Annotated in this window: 18 protein-coding genes and 1 tRNA gene; 7 read left to right on the plus strand and 12 right to left on the minus strand. The window is 69.7% G+C overall.

Annotated features, from left to right (window positions below; all coding sequences use genetic code 11):
• The first annotated feature begins 224 nt into the window (after positions 1–224).
• Both AC067M_RS27390 and AC067M_RS27395 read left to right on the plus strand, forming a co-directional pair.
• On the plus strand, positions 225–434 hold the full coding sequence (locus AC067M_RS27390) for a type II toxin-antitoxin system VapB family antitoxin (RefSeq protein WP_478699683.1): 210 nt from the start codon (positions 225–227) through the stop codon (positions 432–434).
• Positions 431–850 (plus strand): PIN domain-containing protein, encoded by a 420-nt coding sequence (locus AC067M_RS27395; protein WP_478699684.1) that lies wholly within the window; start codon positions 431–433, stop codon positions 848–850. Before AC067M_RS27390 ends, AC067M_RS27395 begins: the two co-directional genes overlap by 4 nt.
• Before the next feature lie 80 nt (positions 851–930).
• Here AC067M_RS27395 and AC067M_RS27400 read toward each other — a convergent pair whose 3' ends face one another.
• From AC067M_RS27400 to AC067M_RS27415, 4 genes are all read right to left on the minus strand, one after another.
• Positions 931–2361 carry a GH1 family beta-glucosidase gene (locus tag AC067M_RS27400; protein WP_478699685.1) on the minus strand — a complete coding sequence of 477 codons (1431 nt, stop codon included), beginning with the start codon at positions 2359–2361 and terminating at the stop codon, positions 931–933.
• A 105-nt stretch (positions 2362–2466) separates the two neighbouring features.
• Positions 2467–3375 carry a carbohydrate ABC transporter permease gene (locus AC067M_RS27405; RefSeq protein ID WP_478699686.1) on the minus strand — a complete coding sequence of 303 codons (909 nt, stop codon included), beginning with the start codon at positions 3373–3375 and terminating at the stop codon, positions 2467–2469.
• An 11-nt stretch (positions 3376–3386) separates the two neighbouring features.
• Positions 3387–4403 carry a carbohydrate ABC transporter permease gene (locus AC067M_RS27410; RefSeq protein WP_478699802.1) on the minus strand — a complete coding sequence of 339 codons (1017 nt, stop codon included), beginning with the start codon at positions 4401–4403 and terminating at the stop codon, positions 3387–3389.
• Between the two features lie 5 nt (positions 4404–4408).
• On the minus strand, positions 4409–5728 hold the full coding sequence (locus AC067M_RS27415) for an ABC transporter substrate-binding protein (RefSeq protein WP_478699687.1): 1320 nt from the start codon (positions 5726–5728) through the stop codon (positions 4409–4411).
• Between the two features lie 369 nt (positions 5729–6097).
• Here AC067M_RS27415 and AC067M_RS27420 point away from each other — a divergent pair, with 369 nt between their 5' ends.
• Entirely contained in the window at positions 6098–7153 is a 1056-nt protein-coding gene (locus AC067M_RS27420; RefSeq protein WP_478699688.1) for a LacI family DNA-binding transcriptional regulator, read from the plus strand.
• Positions 7154–7331: 178 nt separating this feature from the next.
• On the opposite strand, the gene AC067M_RS27425 is transcribed toward AC067M_RS27420, so the two are convergent.
• The 5 genes from AC067M_RS27425 to AC067M_RS27445 all read right to left on the minus strand — a co-directional run bounded on the left by AC067M_RS27425 (position 7332) and on the right by AC067M_RS27445 (position 10806).
• The gene (locus AC067M_RS27425; RefSeq protein WP_478699803.1) at positions 7332–7814 is read right to left on the minus strand and encodes a GNAT family N-acetyltransferase; all 483 of its coding nucleotides are present in this window, start codon (positions 7812–7814) and stop codon (positions 7332–7334) included.
• Positions 7815–7906: 92 nt separating this feature from the next.
• Positions 7907–7979, minus strand: a tRNA-His gene (locus tag AC067M_RS27430).
• 109 nt (positions 7980–8088) lie between these two features.
• A complete protein-coding gene (orn, locus tag AC067M_RS27435) occupies positions 8089–8697 on the minus strand; it encodes an oligoribonuclease (RefSeq protein ID WP_478699689.1) in 609 nt (202 codons plus the stop codon).
• Positions 8698–8896: 199 nt separating this feature from the next.
• Positions 8897–10135, minus strand: coding sequence for a helix-turn-helix domain-containing protein (locus tag AC067M_RS27440; RefSeq protein WP_478699690.1), 1239 nt, complete (start codon positions 10133–10135; stop codon positions 8897–8899).
• 386 nt (positions 10136–10521) lie between these two features.
• The gene (locus tag AC067M_RS27445; protein ID WP_478699691.1) at positions 10522–10806 is read right to left on the minus strand and encodes a hypothetical protein; all 285 of its coding nucleotides are present in this window, start codon (positions 10804–10806) and stop codon (positions 10522–10524) included.
• A 321-nt stretch (positions 10807–11127) separates the two neighbouring features.
• Between AC067M_RS27445 and AC067M_RS27450 the strand changes: the two genes are divergently transcribed.
• Together AC067M_RS27450 and AC067M_RS27455 are read left to right on the plus strand one after the other, a co-directional pair.
• A complete protein-coding gene (locus AC067M_RS27450; RefSeq protein WP_478699692.1) occupies positions 11128–11655 on the plus strand; it encodes a universal stress protein in 528 nt (175 codons plus the stop codon).
• A 126-nt stretch (positions 11656–11781) separates the two neighbouring features.
• Positions 11782–12348 (plus strand): GPR1/FUN34/YaaH family transporter, encoded by a 567-nt coding sequence (locus tag AC067M_RS27455; RefSeq protein WP_478699693.1) that lies wholly within the window; start codon positions 11782–11784, stop codon positions 12346–12348.
• A 170-nt stretch (positions 12349–12518) separates the two neighbouring features.
• Here the strand turns inward: AC067M_RS27455 and glmS are convergent, their stop codons facing one another.
• Together glmS and AC067M_RS27465 are read right to left on the minus strand one after the other, a co-directional pair.
• Positions 12519–14336, minus strand: coding sequence for a glutamine--fructose-6-phosphate transaminase (isomerizing) (gene glmS, locus AC067M_RS27460; RefSeq protein WP_478699694.1), 1818 nt, complete (start codon positions 14334–14336; stop codon positions 12519–12521).
• 24 nt (positions 14337–14360) lie between these two features.
• Complete coding sequence (locus AC067M_RS27465) at positions 14361–14618, minus strand: hypothetical protein (protein WP_478699695.1); 258 nt, start codon at positions 14616–14618, stop codon at positions 14361–14363.
• 186 nt (positions 14619–14804) lie between these two features.
• Here AC067M_RS27465 and AC067M_RS27470 point away from each other — a divergent pair, with 186 nt between their 5' ends.
• The gene (locus tag AC067M_RS27470) at positions 14805–16367 is read left to right on the plus strand and encodes a purple acid phosphatase family protein (protein WP_478699696.1); all 1563 of its coding nucleotides are present in this window, start codon (positions 14805–14807) and stop codon (positions 16365–16367) included.
• A gap of 65 nt (positions 16368–16432) precedes the next feature.
• Here AC067M_RS27470 and AC067M_RS27475 read toward each other — a convergent pair whose 3' ends face one another.
• Positions 16433–17314, minus strand: coding sequence for a DUF4429 domain-containing protein (locus AC067M_RS27475; RefSeq protein WP_478699697.1), 882 nt, complete (start codon positions 17312–17314; stop codon positions 16433–16435).
• Positions 17315–17373: 59 nt separating this feature from the next.
• Between AC067M_RS27475 and AC067M_RS27480 the strand changes: the two genes are divergently transcribed.
• Positions 17374–19008: a beta-N-acetylhexosaminidase gene (locus tag AC067M_RS27480; protein ID WP_478699698.1), complete on the plus strand. Its 1635-nt coding sequence runs from the start codon at positions 17374–17376 to the stop codon at positions 19006–19008.
• The last annotated feature ends 21 nt before the right edge of the window (positions 19009–19029 follow it).

Genomic DNA, 19029 nt, shown 5'->3' on the forward strand with positions numbered 1-19029 from the left:
CGGCTCGCGACGCCCGGCACGGCACCTCGCCGCGTTGTCGCATCACCCGAGTACATCCAGTACGCGGGTCATGCTCCGCCTTGCGAGGCACCGCACCGGACGCCGCGAGCTTCCCGGCAAACCTTTCCGGTCACAGCACTAGCAAGCGGACGGTCTCACGGATCGCTGAGCGCGGCCACGGTGGATATACTCGGATCAGATTCGGATATCCAGGAGGTCTTCCCGTGGCCAAGACGCTGATCGACATCGACGAGGAACTGCTGGCCGACGCAGCCATAGCGTTTGGCACGAAGACCAAGAAGGACACCGTCAACGCCGCGCTCAAGGAAGGGGTCGAGCGCAAGAAGCGAGCGCTCGCCCTGGCCAGGCTCGCGGCGCGGGCGGATGAGGGCGACTTCGACATGTTGTTGGAGAAGGAGAACTACCGTCGATGAGCGCGGCCGCCTATCTCATCGACACCAGCGCACTGGTCCGCATCCTGAAACGGCCCGCTCGCGCCCTCTGGGAGAAACCCCTGGAGGAGGGGCTGATCGCCCGCTGCCCACTGACCGAGGCCGAATTCCTCAACAGCGCGAGGAACGCCGAAGACCGGGCCGCTCTCGTCCAGGATCTTGACGCCTTGTTCGGCTGGGCTCCCCTGGACGACCGGGCCGTGACGCGCGCATGGGACGTCCAACGGGAACTCACGGAGAAGGGGCGGCATCGTTCCGCCGGTGCCGTGGACCTGCTCGTCGCCGCGACGGCCGAACTCCAAGGGCTGACGATGCTGCACTACGGCAACGACTTCGAGACGATCGCCTCGGTCACGGGCCAGCCGACCCAGTGGCTCGCGGCACCGGGGAGCCTCTGACCCGACCGACGGAGCGCGGCACGCCCCCTCGACGTGCCGCGCTCCTTCCCCCGGTCCCCCCGGTTCCCCCCGGCTTCTGGTTAGACGGTCTCCACCGTCGGCAGCGTGCCCGTGCGGGCCGCCTGGCTGTACCACAACGCGCTCGACTTCGGGGTGCGGGCCAGGGTCGCGTAGTCGACGTACACCGCCCCGAACCGCTTCTCGTAGCCGTACGCCCACTCGAAGTTGTCCAGGAGGGACCACAGGTAGTAGCCCCGCACGTCCGCGCCGTCGGCGATGGCTCGGCGCACCGCCGACAGGTGGCCGTGGAGGTAGGCCACCCGCTCGGGGTCGTGGACGCGGCCGTCGGGGTCGGGCTTGTCGTCGTAGGCCGCGCCGTTCTCGGTGATGTAGAGGGGCAGGCCCGGGGCCTCGCGGGTGTAGCGCATGATCAGGTCGTGCAGGCCCGTCGGGTCGATCGTCCAGCCCATCTCCGTGCGGTCGCCCGGCGTCTGGTGGAAGGCGACGTCGTCGGCGCCCGGCCAGGGGGAGTGGTCGCTCGCGCCGTGGCCGTCCGACCGGGGACCCTTCACGTCCGCGTCCGCCGCCGAGACGAGCGCGGGCGTGTAGTAGTTCAGGCCCAGCGCGTCCAGCGGCTGGTTGATGGTGCGCAGGTCACCGTCGAGGACGTACGACCAGTCCGTCAGTGACGAGGTCGCGGCGAGGAGCGTCTCCGGGTAGGCGCCGTGCAGCATCGGGCCGTGGAAGACACCGTTGGCCAGGTCGTCGATCTTCCGGACGGCCGCCAGGTCCGCCGGGTCGCTCGGCGAAAGCGGGCGCACCACCGACGAGTTGAGGCTGACCGCGACCGTGTTGCGCGACGGCATCGACGTCCGCAACGCGGACGTGCCCAGGCCGTGCGCCAGGTTCAGGTGGTGGGCAGCGCGCAGGGAGGCCACCGGATCCGTACGACCGGGGGCGTGCACACCGGAGGCGTAGCCCAGGAACGCGCTGCACCACGGCTCGTTGAGCGTGATCCAGTTCTCCACGCGGTCGCCGAGCGCCTCGCCGACGATCTGCGCGTACTCGGCGAAGCGGAACGCCGTGTCGCGCTCGGGCCAGCCGCCGGCGTCCTCCAGCTCCTGCGGCAGGTCCCAGTGGTAGAGCGTGACGGCGGGCTTGATGCCCTGCGCGAGCAGCTCGTCGACCAGACGGCGGTAGAAGTCCAGGCCCACCTGGACGGCCGGACCGCGGCCCGTCGGCTGCACCCGCGACCAGGAGATCGAGAAGCGGTACGCCGTCAGGCCCAGCTCGGCCATCAGCGCCACGTCGTCGCGGTAGCGGTGGTAGTGGTCGACAGCGATGTCACCGGTCTCACCGCCGGCCGTCTTGCCGGGCGTATGGCTGAAGGTGTCCCAGATCGAGGGGGTGCGGCCGTCCTCCCGCACCGCCCCCTCGATCTGGTACGCGGAGGTCGCGGCGCCCCAGAGGAAGGCGGGAGGAAAAGTCACGGGCTGTGCGGACTCAGACATGGAAGCGCTCCCATAGGAGGTCGTGGAGAACGACGGTTGGGGGGAAGGGAGGGAGAGGAAGGAGGGCGAGACGGCGGTGGCTCGGCCCTCCGGGAAAGCGGGGCCTCAGCCCTTGACGGCACCCTGCATGATGCCGCCGACGATCTGCTTGCCGAAGATCGCGAAGACCAGCAGCAGCGGCAGCGTTCCCAGCAGCGCGCCCGCCATGATCAGGGACTGATCGGGCGTGTACCCACGGCCCAGGCCCGCGACCGCCACCTGCACGGTCGGGTTGCCGGTCTGGGTCAGCACCAGGAAGGGCCACAGGAAGTCGTTCCAGGTCTGCACGAACATCAGCATTCCCAGGACCGCCATCGCCGGACGCGCGGTCGGGAACACCACGTGCCACACCACGCGCCAACTGCTCGCGCCGTCCACCCGGGCCGCCTCGATGATCTCGTCCGGCAGGGCCTGGATCAGGTACTGCCGCATGAAGAACACACCGAACGCGCTCACCAGCGAGGGCAGGATCACCGCCTGCAGCTGATCGGTCCAGTCGAGCTTGGCGACCATCATGTACAGAGGGATCACCTGGAGCTGCGGCGGCACCATCATCGTGCCGATCACGATCAGCATCAGGGCGCCGCGGCCCTTGAACTTCAGCTTGGCGAAGGCGAACCCGGCGATCGTCGACAGGAAGACGATGGTCAGCGCCGAAACACCGGCCACGATCGTCGTGTTGAGGAACGCCTCGCCCAGGTTGGCGTCCGTCCAGGCGAGTTCGAGCTTGTCGAACAGGCCCGAGCCGAACCAGAACGGGGGCGGGTTCTGCGCCAGGCGCTGGTTGTCGCGCGAGGCGGCGATCGCCGTCCACACCAGCGGCAACAGCGAGACGATGGTGAACACGCCGAGGATGATGTAGGCCACCGGACCGGCGTGCATCTGCCCGCCCGCCCGTGCCGCCTTCATGCCGCGTGAACGCTTCGGCGGCTCGGGCGCCGCGTCGGCCTGCGGTTTCGTCAGGGTCGTCGTCACGGCCGGTTCTCCTAACTACTGGCGCGCAGCCGGCGCGAGATGACGTAGTTGACGATGCCGATCACGATCAGGATGAGGAACATCGTCCAGGCGATCGCGGAGGCGCGGCCCAGGTGCTGGTTCACCCAGCCCTGTTCGTACATGTACAGGCCGAGCGTCTGGAACTGGTGCTGCGAGCCACCGGAAGCACCCTTGGTGGAGTCGAACAGCAGGGGCTCACCGAAGAGCTGGGAGGCGCCGATGGTCGACACCACACAGGTGAACAGGATCGTCGGGCGCAGCGACGGCAGCGTGACGTGGAGGAACTGCCGCCAGCGGTTGGCCCCGTCGAGGGCCGCCGACTCGTACAGGTCCTGCGGGATCGCCTGCATCGCGGCCAGGTAGATCAGCGCGTTGTAGCCGGTCCAGCGCCAGATCACGATCGAGGAGACGGCGAACTGTGAGGGCCACGTCTCGTTCTGCCAGTCGATCTTGTCGATGCCGATCAGGTCCAGCGCCCAGTTGATCATGCCGTAGTCACGGCCGAAGAGCAGGACGAAGACGAGGGACGCCGCGGCGATCGAGGTGGCGTACGGCGCGAGCATCGCGACCCGGTAGAAGGTCGAGGCGCGCAGCCGGTAGTTGAGGATGTGGGCGATGCCCAGCGCCATCATCAACTGCGGGACGGTGGAGATGATCCCGATGGTCAGGGTGTTCTTCGCCGCGTTCCAGTAGAACTCGTCGTCGAAGATCCGGGTGTAGTTGCGCAGGCCCACCCACTCCATGTCGGTGGGCGCGGTCAGCTCCACCGCGTGCAGCGAGGCCCACGCCGTGTAGATCAGCGGGAACAGGCCGAACGCCGCGAACAGCAGGAAGAAGGGCGAGACGAACGCGTACGGGCTCCAGCGCACGTCCCGCTGCCAGCGGCGGGAGAGCCGGGCGCGCTTCCTCTCGACCTCCGGTGGCACCGGTTCGGCGGGCGGACGGGCCGGGGCCGCGCCCCCCTCCTTGGCGGGGGGCGCGGCGGCGGTGTCGTGCCGGGTGGTCATACCGGTCACTTCTCGAGGTTGTTGTCGATGGTCTTGACGGCGTTCTCCCAGGCGTCCTTGGGAGACTTGCCCTGGGTCACCAGGATGACGCCGTTGTCGGTCAGGCCCTGCTGGATGATCTGGTCCTTCGGACCGACCACCTGAACCGGCAGCTTCGCGGCCAGCGGCGCGTAGATCTGCCCGATCGGGGCGTCACCGGTCATCTTGTTCTTCGCGTCCTTCACCAGCGGCAGGCTGTACGCGGCCTGCGCGGTCGGGAAGCTGCCGCGCTTGGCGAAGAGCTTCGCCTGCTGCTCGGGCGCGGTCAGCCAGGCGGCCAGCTTCGCGGCCTCCTCGGCGTTCTTGCCCGACTTCGGGACGCTGAGGAAGGAGCCGCCCCAGTTGGCGGCCTTCGGCGGCACGGCCAGGTCCCACTTGCCGGCGTTCTCCGGCTTCGACTTGCCCTCGATGTAGCCGAGCATCCACGGCGGGCAGGCCATCGCGGCGAACTTGCTGTTGGCGATCGTGGTGTCCCAGGCCGGCTGGAACTGCGTCTGCTTCCCGATCAGGCCGGCCTCGGCGGCCTCGGCGGTCAGGTCGAACGCGTTCTTGACGGCCGGGTTCGTCTTGTAGATGACCTTGCCGGAGGAGTCGTAGAACCGCTCGTTCTCACTGCCGATGATGGCGTTGAACAGGCCGCCGGGGGAGTCCAGGAAGGTGGTGTCCTTGGGTGCCTTCGCCTTGTAGTCCTTGCCGACCTTGACGAGCTTCGCCCAGTCGCCCGCCCACAGCTTGCCGACCTCTTCGCGGTCGGTGGGCAGGCCGGCCGCCTGGAACATGTCCTTGCGGTAGCAGATGGCCATCGGACCGACGTCGGTGCCGAGCCCGACCGTCTGACCGCTCTTCGCGGTCCCCTGCTGCCACTTCCAGGGCAGGTAGTCGCTCTCCTTGCCGTACTTCGACAGGTCGACGAACTTGTCGGCGTACTTGTCCACCACCTCGGCGATGTTGCCGACCTCGATGCCCTGGATGTCCTGCAGGCCACTGTTGGTGGTGAGGTGGTTGACCAGGGGCGGGTAGTAGTTCTCGTTCCGCTCGATGACGGTCTGCTGGATGTCGATGTCCGAGTGGAGCTTCTCGTACTCCTTGTACAGGCCGGCCTCCTCGAAGCCGAAGCTGCCGAAGAGTCCCAGGGTGATCTTCGTCTTGCCGCTGCCGCCGCCCGACGACGAGCTGTCGCTGTCGTCGCCGCCGTCGTCGGCACAGCCGGCCAGCAGCCCGGTGCCCAGCGACGCGACGGCCGCGAGGACCAGCGCCTTGCGGGCGATTCGGGTACGTGCTCGCATTGCGTCCTCCTGTTGCCCTGACGTGCCGACCCCCCGGCCAACTGCGTGGTTGGGCCCGTTAGTTCTCGTTGCGGCTCGGGCGGGGAACGTGCGGGATGTGTATGTGTCAGGTACTGTGGGAGCGCTCCCACAGGTGATGTGTTGAAGAGTCGTCGGTCCGAGCGGGGGTGTCAAGGGAGTCGGCGCGGAGAGATGTGTTCAGTTATCGGGCTGTTAACTAACTCCAGGGGGTGGCGAACATTCCGCCCGAATTGACATATATGGGTCCATCCGGCAGGTGACAGGGGCGGCAGCCCCCGTGCCGGTCACCGACACGGACAGGACTGTTAAATTCCAGGCCATCGGTAGGGTCGACAGGAGGCGGAGCCCATGGCAAGCCACGGAGCGCGGAACCGGAGTGGGGGGCGACCCACCCTCGAAGAGGTCGCCGCTCGCGCCGGCGTCGGCCGCGGCACGGTCTCCCGGGTGATCAACGGCTCGCCCCGGGTCAGCGACGCGACCCGCGCGGCGGTGGAGGCGGCCGTCGCCGAGCTGGGGTACGTCCCCAACACGGCCGCGCGCGCCCTGGCCGCGAACCGCACGGACGCGATCGCCCTGGTCGTGCCCGAGCCGGAGACCCGCTTCTTCTCGGAGCCCTACTTCTCGGACATGCTGAAGGGCGTCGGGGCCGAGCTGTCGGACACCGAGATGCAGCTGTTGCTGATCTTCGCCGGCAACGACCGCGAGCGCCGCCGCCTCGCCCAGTACCTGGCGGCCCACCGCGTGGACGGCGTCCTGCTGGTCTCCGTCCACGCCGACGACCCGCTGCCCGACCTGCTCGCCCAGCTGGAGATCCCCGCGGTGATCAGCGGCCCCAGGTCGGCCGCGGAGACGCTGACCTCGGTCGACTCCGACAACTACGGCGGCGCCCGCTCGGCCGTGGAGCACCTCCTCGACCGGGGCCGCACCCACATCGCCCACATCACCGGCCGCCTCGACGTCTACGGCGCCCAGCGCCGCGTCGACGGCTATCGCGACGCCCTGCGCGACGCGGGCCATGTCGTGGACGAACTCCTTCTCGAGCCCGGCGACTTCACCGAGGAGGGCGGCAGCAGGGCGATGCACAACCTGCTGGAGCGCCGCCCCGAGCTCGACGCGGTCTTCGCCGGTTCCGACGTCATGGCGGCCGGCGCCCGCCAGGCCCTGCGGGAAGCGGGCCGCCGCATCCCGGACGACGTGGCCCTCGTCGGCTACGACGACTCGGCCATCGCCCGCCACATGGACCCGCCCCTCACCAGCGTCCGCCAGCCCATCGAGGAGATGGGCCGCCGCATGCTGGACCTCCTCCTCGCGGAGATCGCCGACCGCCGCCCGGCTGCGTCCCGTGGCCTGGAGCGTCGGCAGGTGGTGCTGGCTACGGAACTGGTGGCGCGTACGTCGTCCTGAGGGCGGGCGCGCCCGATGGCACTGTCAACAAGGTTTCCCGAGGCCGGGCCGTACGTCCGCACGGTCGGGGCGTGTTCGGCGCCCCCTCCCAGGCCGGGCCTGGGGTGCGTCTCGTGCCCGGCGCTCGTTGGAAAGGCCTGCTCGGTGAACGCGTCCGGGAGTCGGCTCGGCGGTTGGGTCACGGGTGCAGGCGCAGCCGCCAGCGTTGCTCGCCGTCGTGGAGTTCGTCGGTGGGGGAGAGGCCGGCCGTCCTGGCCACGGTGGCGGAGGCCGTGTGGGCTGGGTGGATGTGGGCTACGACCGTGTGGACGGGGCGGTCCCGCAGCCGGTCGACGAGCCTTCTGGCCGCTTCCGAGGCGAAGCCGCGGCCCTGCCAGGGTGTGCCGACCACCCAGGCGATCTCGGCGACGCCCGCGGTGACCGTGGCCTGCACGGTGCCGACGAGCTGCCGTGCGTGGCGTGTGCGGAGGACCCAGTTGCACCAGGACACGGTGGGATCGGGGGAACCGGCGACGAGACGCTCGTAGCGGGCCCGCAGGGCGTCGGGGGCGAGGGGCTCGCCGCCGATGAAGGCGTGCAGCGCGGGGTCGGACAGGACGACCGCCATCTCCTCGGCGTGCTCGACCGCCAGCGGAAGGAGGTCGAGGCGGTCGGTGCTGATCGGCTCGGCGTGAACGGTGGCTCCCCGGAGCTTCGGTGTGAAACCGAATCAGCCGGTGACCCTGTTGCCAAGGTCACCGGCTGATTACTCAGGGTGAGTGACGGGACTCGAACCCGCGGCATCCTGGACCACAACCAGGTGCTCTACCAGCTGAGCTACACCCACCATGACCGGAAGTCCGGGGAATCTTTTCCCCGACCGGCCGAGAAAAAGTGTACAGGGTCCGAAGGGGTGCTCGCGCACGTGTTTCGCGGCGCCCCCTTCCGGACCGTGCTCACGCCTGCTGAGCAGGCAGGACGTGCTTCACCGCGATCGACTTGGCGGTGTCCGAGTCCGGGCCGGGATGCGGGACGAAGATGGCCTCGCGGTAGTAGCGCAGCTCCGCGATGGACTCGCGGATGTCGGCGAGGGCGCGGTGGTTGCCGTTCTTCTCGGGGCTGTTGAAGTAGGCCCGCGGGTACCAGCGGCGGGCCAGCTCCTTCACCGAGGAGACGTCGACGATCCGGTAGTGGAGGTAGTTCTCGAGCGTCGGCATGTCACGGTGGAGGAAGCCGCGGTCCGTGCCCACGGAGTTGCCGCACAGTGGCGCCTTGCCCGGCTCCTTCACGTGCTCGCGGATGTAGGCCAGTACCTGCTCCTCGGCCTCGGCGAGCGTCGTGCCGCCGGCCAGCTCGTCGAGCAGGCCGGACGCGGTGTGCATCTGGCGCACCACCTCCGGCATCGTCTCCAGTGCCCTGGAGGGCGGCCGGATGACGATGTCGACGCCCTCGCCGAGCACGTTCAGTTCGGAGTCGGTGACGAGGGCGGCAACCTCGATGAGCGCGTCGTCGGACAGCGAGAGGCCGGTCATCTCGCAGTCGATCCACACCATGCGATCGTTCATGCGACCACCCTAAGGCTGGCGTGCGTCTACGAGGCCCCCGGCCTTGATGCCGGGCTCGCCGGTGGCTGCCGCCCCCGGACCCCGCTTTCGGCCTGAACGGCCTCGTTTTCGACCGCCGGACTGGCTGGACCGGCGCTGAAACGGCTCCGACCGGGGCCCACGCGGTGTGGGCCCCGGTCGGGTGTCCGCTCTGTTCAGCTCACGTCCCGCTGCGCTGGCCGGGCAGGCTCGCCCGGCTCGGGACGTACGCCTCGCGGGCGTGGTCGCGGGCGTGGTCCGACTGCAGGCCGATGCCGGCGGTGGCCGCCGTGCGTCGGGCCTGGAGTGGGACCGCGCTCTCCGGGTGCAGACCGGCCGGGGCGAGGCCCGGGGTGCCGGTCACCGGCGGCGGAGCCTCGCCGTCCGTCGGCTTGTCGGCCTGCGGCCTGCGGGCGCGGTACGCGGCCCGGTAGGCGGCGGGGGACGAGCCGAGCTGGCGGCGGAAGTGGCCACGCAGCGCCACGGGGGAGCGGAAGCCGCAGCGGCCCGCCACCTCGTCCACCGAGTAGTCCGACGTCTCCAGCAGACGCTGGGCCTGCAGGACGCGCTGCGTGATCAGCCACTGCAGCGGCGCGCTGCCGGTCAGGGACCGGAAGCGGCGGTCGAACGTACGGCGGCTCATGTACGCGCGCGCGGCCAGCGTCTCCACGTCGAACTGCTCGTGGAGGTGCTCCAGCGCCCAGGCGACGACCTCGGCGAGCGGGTCGGCGCCGATCTCCTCTGGTAAAGACCTGTCGAGATAGCGCTCCTGGCCGCCCGACCGGCGCGGCGGGACCACCAGGCGGCGGGCCAGCGCGCCGGCCGCCTCGTTGCCGTGGTCCGTCCGCACGATGTGGAGACACAGGTCGATGCCCGCCGCCGTACCGGCCGACGTCAGGACGTCGCCGTCGTCGACGAACAGTTCGCGCGGATCCACGTGCACCGACGGATAGCGCTTGGCCAGCGTCGGTGCGTACATCCAGTGTGTTGTCGCCGGGCGGCCGTCCAGCAGGCCCGCCGCCGCCAGTACGAAGGCCCCGGTGCACAGCCCGACGATGCGGGCGCCCTCTTCGTGTGCCCGGCGGAGTGCGTCGAGCGCCTCCTCCGGTGGCGGCGAGGTGATCGAACGCCAGGCGGGCACGACCACCGTGCCTGCCCGGGAGATCGCCTCCAGGCCATGTGGTGCGGTGAGTTCCAGGCCCCCTGTGGTCCGCAGTGGGCCCTCCTCGCCTGCGCTCACCAACAAGCGGTAGCGCGGCACGCCGGCGTCCTGGCGGTCAATCCCGAACACCGACAGTGGAATGGAACTCTCGAAGATGGGGCCGCCGCTGAACAGCAGCACCGCGACGATCTCCTTGCGGCGTCGCCCGGAAAGTTTCCGGGCCGCGGCTTCCGGCGCGGCAGTGGAGTCGTGGCTCATACTGCTAAGCCCCCCTCGGTGGTCGCGGCTCCTCGGTTGTGTCGCTCCTGCACGTTTCCCCTCGGTCCTGCACGAGTCCCCCGCCGTAAGACAGTCAAGATCAAATCTACTGGGTGCCGTTGTGCCTCGTGCCGCCGCGGCCGGGTTGGATACCCGGCACATTGTCGACATGGCAACTTGGCGTGAAGCATTCGATCACGAAGCGTTGCACTCGTGGGGCGTGCAGGGAAGTGCGCCTTGTCGCAGTGGCCAATCCACGTAGGGTGCACAGGGTCCCGGAGACCCTTTCCATGCAGGTCAAACGGGGGGTGGGGGGTGGTTACGGCAAGGGATGCACACACGCCAGAAGTTGGCTGAAAAGATGCGGTGGCGTGCGTGAAAACCGGTCAGCCGACCGGTGTGTTTCCCCCGGTGTGACGCCCGCCCCTGCGGGAGTCGGTTCCGGCCTTCCGTTCGCGGCCCCGGTTGCGCTCGGAGCGGCGCAGCAGGAAACGGCAGACCGCGGTGACGGCGGCGAGACCGAGGGCGGTGCCCGCCGCGCCGGCGAGGGAGGTGCCGAACCAGAGCAGGACCACCGGGACGATGACACAGCTGAAGGCGGCCCAGCGGATGACGTCGGTCACGGTGTCCTCGGTCGAGTGACCCTCGGAGGTCGAGCGGGGTGAGGGCATGACGGCTCCCAGCGATGGCGGTTCACGAGGTTCAACGCGTGTTCGATCGGTCGGTCACTGCCGCGACGGTCCTGTGAGCGCTCCGTGAGTGAATGCTGTGCGAACCGGCTGTACGAGGCAGCAACCATTGCGTTACGGGCACCCCCTCGTGCATGCTCCCTGGAACCCCGCGCACTGTGGGTCGAGAGCTGAGCCGAGAGCTGGGCCGTGGAGGCTTGGCGCCGTACCCTTGGGGGTATGGGGTTGGGAAGATGATTCCCGGACACAGCTCCGCCGCACACTGTCGTCCCACCCAATAAGGATCACAACGCCGAGACAGCCATGGCCGGTCACGAATTCTTCGAACCCGCGGACCGCAAGCGGCCGGTCGCCGACCCCACGGCGGCCGATCCCCTGGCGGCGGAAGAGCCACGCCTTTCCTGCGATCCCGCCTTCAAGCACGGCGTGGTCGTCGGCTTCGACGGCTCCACCTCCAGCGAGCGCGCCCTCGCGTACGCGATCGGCATGGCCCACCGCTCCGGCTCGGGCCTGATCATCGTCCACGTCGCCAACCGGCTGCCGACGACGGTGTGGGCCGGCTGCGAGCCCCCCGTCTTCGTGGACGTTCCCGATCACCGCACCGAGGTCCTCGGCCTCGAGCTCGCCTGCGCGGACTATCTCACCGAGGTGCCGTGGATCCTCGTGGAGCGCGGCGGTGACATCTGCCACGAACTCGAAGAGGTGGGGCGGGAGTACGAGGCCGACGCGATCGTCGTGGGCTCCACGCACGGCATCGTGGGCCGCCTCTTCGGCTCCGTCGCCGGCCGCCTGGCCAAGCGCGCGCAGCGGCCCGTCGTCGTGATCCCCTGACCGACGCCCCGCGCCGGTCAACTCCCTTGTGTGCAGCACAAATCTCGTGCGCGGAGGTTGTTTGTGCCCTTGTGAAGGGCATATATCGCTCACCGCACCACTGCACATGCACGAAGGGAGCCCGCCGTGGACAACGACGTCTCTGCGGGAAACACCACCACCATCGCCGGCCGACTCGCCCTGGGCATCACCCTGTTGGCGTTCGGACTCGGCCACACCGATCTCATCGACGGCGTGACGACGGCTGACGCCGTATCACTGGCCCACTACGTAGGCGGCGTTGCGCTCTTCGTCGCCGGCCTGCTGGCACTGCGCGAGCGCGACACCGCGAACGGGACGGCGTTCGCCGTACTCGGCGCGATGTGGTTCACCTGGGCGGTCACCGATGGTGCGCGTGGCCCGGGTGACGCCGCGGGGCTCTTCCTGCTGTTGTTCGCCCTGGTGGCGCTCTCCCTCACCCTGGCGGGCGGGGACCAGCTCGGGCAGGGCGTTCACGGGTTGTTCTTCGTCTCGCTGGTGCTGCTCGCCGTGGCGGTCTTCGCGGACAGCTCCAGCCTGGCCAAGGTGGGGGGCTGGTTCGCCGTCGCGGCGGGGGCGGTGGCCTGGTACGCGGCGACCGCCGCGCTGGCTCACTGGCCGACGGTCCTTCCGCGGCGGGCTGCTCCCGGCCGGGGTGTGACGGCCACGGGCTGATGGCAGCCGAGTCGGGGGGTTGGGCTCCTCCGGCGCACAGGAGCGGACCCCCTCGTGGTGACCACGTGGGGGTCCGTTCCGTTCGCGCCGCCTCTGCGGGTGCGTGGAGGGTGATCGCGCCCACGCGTCGGAGCCGCACATCGATACAGCTCCGCGCCCGTGAGAAGCAGCTACTCGACCGTTACCGACTTGGCGAGGTTCCTCGGCTTGTCGATGTCCCTGCCCAGGGCCTTCGCCGTGTGGTAGGCGAGGAGCTGGAGGGGGATGCCCATGAGGATGGGGTCGAGCTCGTCCTCGTTCTTGGGGACGATGATCGTGTGGTCGGCCTTGGGCTGGTCCTGGTGGGCGACGGCGAGGATCTGGCCGCTGCGGGCCTTGATCTCCTCCAGGGCGGCGCGGTTCTTCTCCAGCAGGTCGTCGTCGGGGACGATCGCGACCGTCGGCAGGGCCGGCTCGATGAGGGCCAGCGGGCCGTGCTTGAGCTCGGAGGCCGGGTAGGCCTCGGCGTGGATGTAGGAGACCTCCTTGAGCTTCAGGGAGGCCTCACGCGCCACCGGGTAGCCCCGGACGCGGCCGATGAAGAGCATCGAGCGGGCGTCGGCGTACTGCTCCGCCAGCTTCTGGACCTCCTCCTCCTGCTGGAGGATCTCGGAGATCTGGCCGGGCAGCTTGCGCAGGCCCTCGATGATCCGCTTGCCGTCGCGGACCGAGAGGTCACGGGTGCGGCCCAGGTGCAGGGCGAGGAGCGCGAAGGCGACGGTGGTGTTGGTGAAGCACTTGGTGGACACCACGCAGACCTCGGGGCCCGCGTGCACGTAGATGCCGCCGTCGGCCTCGCGGGCGATCGCCGAACCGACGACGTTCACCACGCCGAGGACCCGCGCGCCCTTGCGCTTCAGCTCCTGGACGGCCGCCAGCACGTCGTACGTCTCACCGGACTGGGATACGGCGATGTACAGGGTGTCGGGGTCGACGACCGCGTTGCGGTAGCGGAACTCGGAGGCGGGCTCGGCGTCCGCGGGGATGCGGGCGAGCTCCTCGATCATCTGGGCGCCGATCATGCCCGCGTGGTACGAGGTGCCGCAGCCCAGGATCTTCACGCGGCGGATCTGGCGCGCCTCGCGGGCGTCCAGGTTGAGGCCGCCGAGGTGCACGGTGGAGAAGCGGTCGTCGATGCGGCCGCGCAGCACGCGGTCCACGGCGTCGGCCTGCTCGAAGATCTCCTTGTGCATGTACGTGTCGTGGCCGCCCATGTCGTAGGAGGCGGCCTCCCACTCGACGGTGGTGGGCTCGGCGGTCGTACGGGTGCCCTCGGTGGTGTACGTACGGAAGTCGTCGGCCTTGAGGGTGGCCATCTCGCCGTCGTCCAGCGTGACTATCTGCCGGGTGTGGGCGACCAGGGCCGCGATGTCCGAGGCGACGAACATCTCCTTCTCGCCGATGCCGAGGACGACCGGGGAGCCGTTGCGGGCCACCACGATCCGGTCCGGGAAGTCGGCGTGCATGACGGCGATGCCGTACGTGCCCTCGACGATCCGCAGCGCCTGGCGGACCTTCTCCTCCAGCTTCTCGGCCTGGGAGCGGGCGATGAGGTGGGTGAGGACCTCGGTGTCGGTCTCGGAGAGGAACTCGACACCGTCCGCCTCGAGCTTCTTGCGCAGGTCGGAGGCGTTGTCGATGATGCCGTTGTGGACGACGGCGACCTTCTGGTCGGCCGACAGGTGCGGGTGGGCGTTCACGTCGGACGGGGCGCCGTGAGTGGCCCAGCGGGTGTGGGCGATGCCGGTGGTGCCCTTGAAGCGCGCCGGGACCTTGGCCTCGAGGTCACGGACCCGGCCCTTGGCCTTGACCATCTTCAGGCGGCCGTTCGTCGGGGTGTTGACGACGACGCCCGCGGAGTCGTACCCCCGGTACTCCAGCCGCTGCAGCCCCTCAAGGAGCAGCGGGGCGACGTCACGCTTCCCGATGTATCCGACAATTCCGCACATGTATAGGTGTCCCCAGACTCTCGTTCACCCGTAGACGATGCGTCGCAGTTGCCTGAGCGTGAGCTCGGGCGGCGCCACCGCACGGTATTTCAGGTCCGCCTCGATCAGGTCGAAGATCGTCGCGTTGACCAGGCCCTGGGCCTGGAGCTCACGGTGGCGGCGACGGACGTAGTCCTCGGTCGTCTCGTCGAAGTAGGCGAGCACGTCCTGGACCACCCGCAGCGCCTCGCCCCGACTCAAAGGCGTGGAGCGCGTCAGATGATCAAGAAGTTCGTCGTGCACCCGCTAGATCTTGGGGCACGGAAGCCAGTTTCGCAAGAATCCTGCCCGAATTCGGGCAGAGGTCTGTTGGGGATCTTTGGGGGAACGTTGAATCTGATATGAGGACCTGTTCGTCGGCCGTCCATCCGGCGTCCCGTGATTGGTCGCCCGGAGGGACGAGTTTCAGACGCCATGGACACTCCTCGCATGGGCGTACCCGAGCAGCTCGCCGAGCGCATGAGCATGGCCGAGCAGCACGAGTACCTGCGCAGCAGATTCTCCCGACGCACGATGATCCGCGGTGGCGCGGTCACCCTGGGCGCCGTCGCCGGTGGCGCGTTCGTACCGGGTGCCACCGCCCAGGCCGCCGTCCCGACGCGGACCGCCCCGAGCACCGAGACCGTCGACGGCTCCCTCGTCGCCCCCTTCGGTCGCCACCTCGCCTACGGCAACGACCCGCGCACGGAGATCACCGTCTCCTGGCAGGTCCCGGTCGCGGTGAAGAAGCCTTTCATCCGCGTCGGCGCCCACCCCTGGGACCTCTCCCGCAAGATCGACGCCGAGGTGCGCACGCTCTTCACCCCGGCCGGGGTCGGCGCGAGCGGCAACCACACCCAGTACTACCTGCACGCCAAGCTCACCCACCTCAAGCCCGGCAAGACGTACTACTACGGTGTCGGCCACGCCGGATTCGACCCGGCCGCCCCGCACCTCCTGGGCACCCTCGGCACCTTCACCACCGCCCCCGCGCACAAGACGCCGTTCACCTTCACCGCCTTCGGCGACGAGGGCGTCAGCTACCACGGCCTGGCCAACAACAGCCTGCTGCTCGGCCAGAACCCGGCCTTCCACCTGCACGCGGGTGACATCGCCTACGCCGACCCGTCCGGCTCGGGCAAGACCACCGACACCGGCTTCGACTCGCGGATCTGGGACCAGTTCCTCGCCCAGACCGAGTCCGTCGCCAAGTCCGTCCCGTGGATGCCGGCCTACGGCAACCACGACATGGAGGCCTGGTACTCGCCCAACGGCTACGGCGGTGAGGAGGCCCGCTGGACCCTCCCGGACAACGGCCCCGACGCGAAGAACCTCCCGGGCGTCTACTCCTTCGTCTACGGCAACACGGCGGTCATCTCGCTCGACGCCAACGACATCTCCTTCGAGATCCCGGCCAACCTCGGCATCTCGGGCGGCACCCAGACCAAGTGGCTGGAAGCCCAGCTCAAGAAGTTCCGGGCGTCCGAGGACATCGACTTCGTCGTGATCTTCTTCCACCACTGCGCCTACTGCACCTCCACCTCGCACGCCTCGGAGGGGGGTGTGCGCCAGGAGTGGGTGCCGCTGTTCGAGAAGTACACGGTCGACCTGGTGATCAACGGCCACAACCACCAGTACGAGCGCACCGACGTCATCAAGGCGGGCGCGGTCACCAAGAAGCTCCCGATCGGCGGCACGGCGTACCCCGAGAAGGACGGCGTGGTCTACGTGACGGCGGGCGCGGCCGGCCGCAGCCTGTACTCCTTCACCGCCCCTCTCTCCTACGAGGGCCACGAGAACGAGGTCGAGTCCGTGGCCTCCTTCATCAACACCAAGGACGGCAAGCAGAACGAGACGGTCACCTGGTCGCGCGTGCGCTACCTCGACTACTCCTTCCTGCGCGTCGACGTCACCCCGGCGCCCCGGGGCCGTACCGCCACCCTGACGGTGCGCGGCATCGCCGAGAGCGGCGAGCAGGTCGACCACTTCACGGTGGCCCGCACGGCCAAGTAGCAGCAGGTGTGCCCGGAAGGCGGGGCACACCGGTGAACGCCCACGGCAGGCGGTCCTCACCCGCGCTACATGCGCTTCAGGACCGCCTGTTTGGCCAGGGCGAACTCCTCTTCGGTGAGCACGCCCTCGCGGTGCAGCTCACCCAGCTCGCGCAGCCGCCGCAGCAGCGTGTCGTGGTCGTCCCCGGCGGCGGGCTGCAGCGGGAGGGACGCGGGTTCCTCCGGTCGTGCGTCCGTGGCGCCCGCGTCGGCCGGGTGCGGCAGGCGGGCCTGGACGGCCGCCGCGACCAGGGCCATCAGCGGGTCCTTCTTGAAGCCCCACAGGTCCACGGAGTTGGGGTCGTACTTGGGCGGGGCCTTGGTGGACGCGTTCCGCACGGTGAAGCGCAGCCAGCCGTTCTCCAGGCCGGCCGCCGGATGCCACGCCACGGCCTCGATGTCGGCGACGGCGAGCGTGCGGGCGCCGGCGGCGGCCTTGGCGTCCTCCGTCTTCCAGTTCCACTCCAGCCGCACGTGCTCACCGTCGAAGCTCGCGGTGCCGTCCCCGGCGGACACGGACAGGGGCACCGACGGGCCCGGCAGCAGGTACGCGGCGACCGGGTCGGACGGTACCTGGTCGAGCAGCAGGGCGTTGCGGACCTCGTCCACGAGGTACTCGGCGACGCCGTAGCGGTCCGACTCGACGACCAACTGGTACGGATCGTGCGGCTCGGTGAGCTTGCCGCCGGTCGCCTGCAGCAGCGGATCGGCGCCGTCCCGCAGCCGCAGCCTGAGCCGCCCGTTCTTCTTCCCCTGCTCGAACGACACGCCCGCCAACGCGCCCAAGGGGACTACCAGTTCGCCCAGTGTCCGGCGTAACAGGCTCACGTTCTTGTCCCGCCCGGGCGTGAGCCGCAGCGCGTCGCCGTCGAAGGCCCAAGTGCCGTCCTTCTGGATGATTTCCGCCATGCGAGGGATTGTTCCACCGGTGCTGCGAGAGGTTGGTCTATACCCATTGTGGGCAGGTCATGGGGGACAGCCCCGTGAAGGGAGCGCAGGTGAGACGACCTCCCGGGACAACTCCCCGTACGACCCGACTCCTCGCACCGCTCCTGCTGTTCGTGGCGGCCGGCGCCCTCGCCGTCGCCACCGCACCCGCCCCGGCGGCCGAGGCGCCGGGCCCCTACGGCCGGCTCCTCCCCGCCCCCGTCGCGGCCGAGCCCGGCGGGCCCCCGTACCGCATCACGCACACCACCCGCATCCGCGTCGACGACTCACCCGAGGCCCGCCGCGTCGGCGAGTACCTCGCGGACATCCTCCGGCCCTCCACCGGCTACGCCCTGCCGGTCACCTCGCACGGCACCGGCGGCATCCGACTCCGGCTCGCGAAGGGACGGTTCGCGGCCGAGGGCTACCGCCTGGACAGCAACCCGCGGCGCGTCACCATCAGCGCCGGGACCCCGGCCGGCCTGTTCCACGGCGTCCAGACCCTGCGCCAGCTCCTCCCCGCCGCGATCGAGAGGGACGCCGTACAGCCCGGCCCCTGGGACATCGCGGGCGGCACCGTCGAGGACGCCCCCCGCTACCCCTACCGGGGCGCGATGCTCGACGTCTCCCGGCACTTCCTCACCGTCGACCAGGTCAAGCGCTACGTCGACCAGCTCGCCCTCTACAAGTTCAACGCCCTGCACCTGCATCTGAGCGACGACCAGGGCTGGCGCATCGCCATCGACTCCTGGCCCCGGCTCACCACCCACGGCGGCTCCACCCAGGTCGGCGGCGGCCCCGGCGGGCACTACACCAAGGCCGACTACCAGGAGATCGTCCGGTACGCCGCCTCCCGATACCTGGAGGTCGTCCCCGAGATCGACATGCCCGGCCACACCAACGCGGCGCTCGCCTCGTACGCCGACCTGAACTGCGACAGCGTGGCACCCCCGCTGTACACCGGCACCGACGTCGGCTTCAGCTCGCTGTGCGTGCCCAAGGAGGTGACGTACGACTTCGTGGACGACGTCGTCCGCGAACTGGCCGCGCTCACCCCCGGCCGCTACCTCCACATCGGCGGCGACGAGGCGCACTCCACCAGCCACGAGGACTACGTGACGTTCATGGACCGGGTGCAGCCGATCGTCGCCCGGTACGGCAAGACGGTCATCGGCTGGCACCAGCTGACCGGCGCGAACCCGGCGCGGGGCGCGCTGGTCCAGTACTGGGGTCTGGACCGCACCAGCGCCAAGGAGAAGGCGCGGGTTGCGAAGGCCGCCCAGAACGGGACCGGGGTCATCCTCTCCCCGGCGGACCGGATCTACCTGGACATGAAGTACAGCAAGGACACCCCGATCGGCCTGTCCTGGGCCGGCTACGTCGAGGTGAAGCGGTCCTACGACTGGGACCCCGGCTCCTATCTGCCGGATGTGCCCGCGCGAGCCGTGCGGGGGGTCGAGGCGCCCCTGTGGACGGAGACCGTCTCGACCTCCGCCCACATCGACTACCTGGCCTTCCCGAGACTCGCCGGTGTCGCCGAGCTCGGCTGGTCACCGGCGACCACGCACGACTGGGAGGCCTACCGGCTCAGGATCGCCGCGCAGGGGCCGCGGTGGGACGCGCTGGGCATCGGCTACTACCGGTCGCCGCAGGTTCCCTGGCCGACGGCGGCCTGAGCGCATGCTGACGGGCATCCC

The organism is Streptomyces sp. NPDC043427, assembly GCF_056436655.1.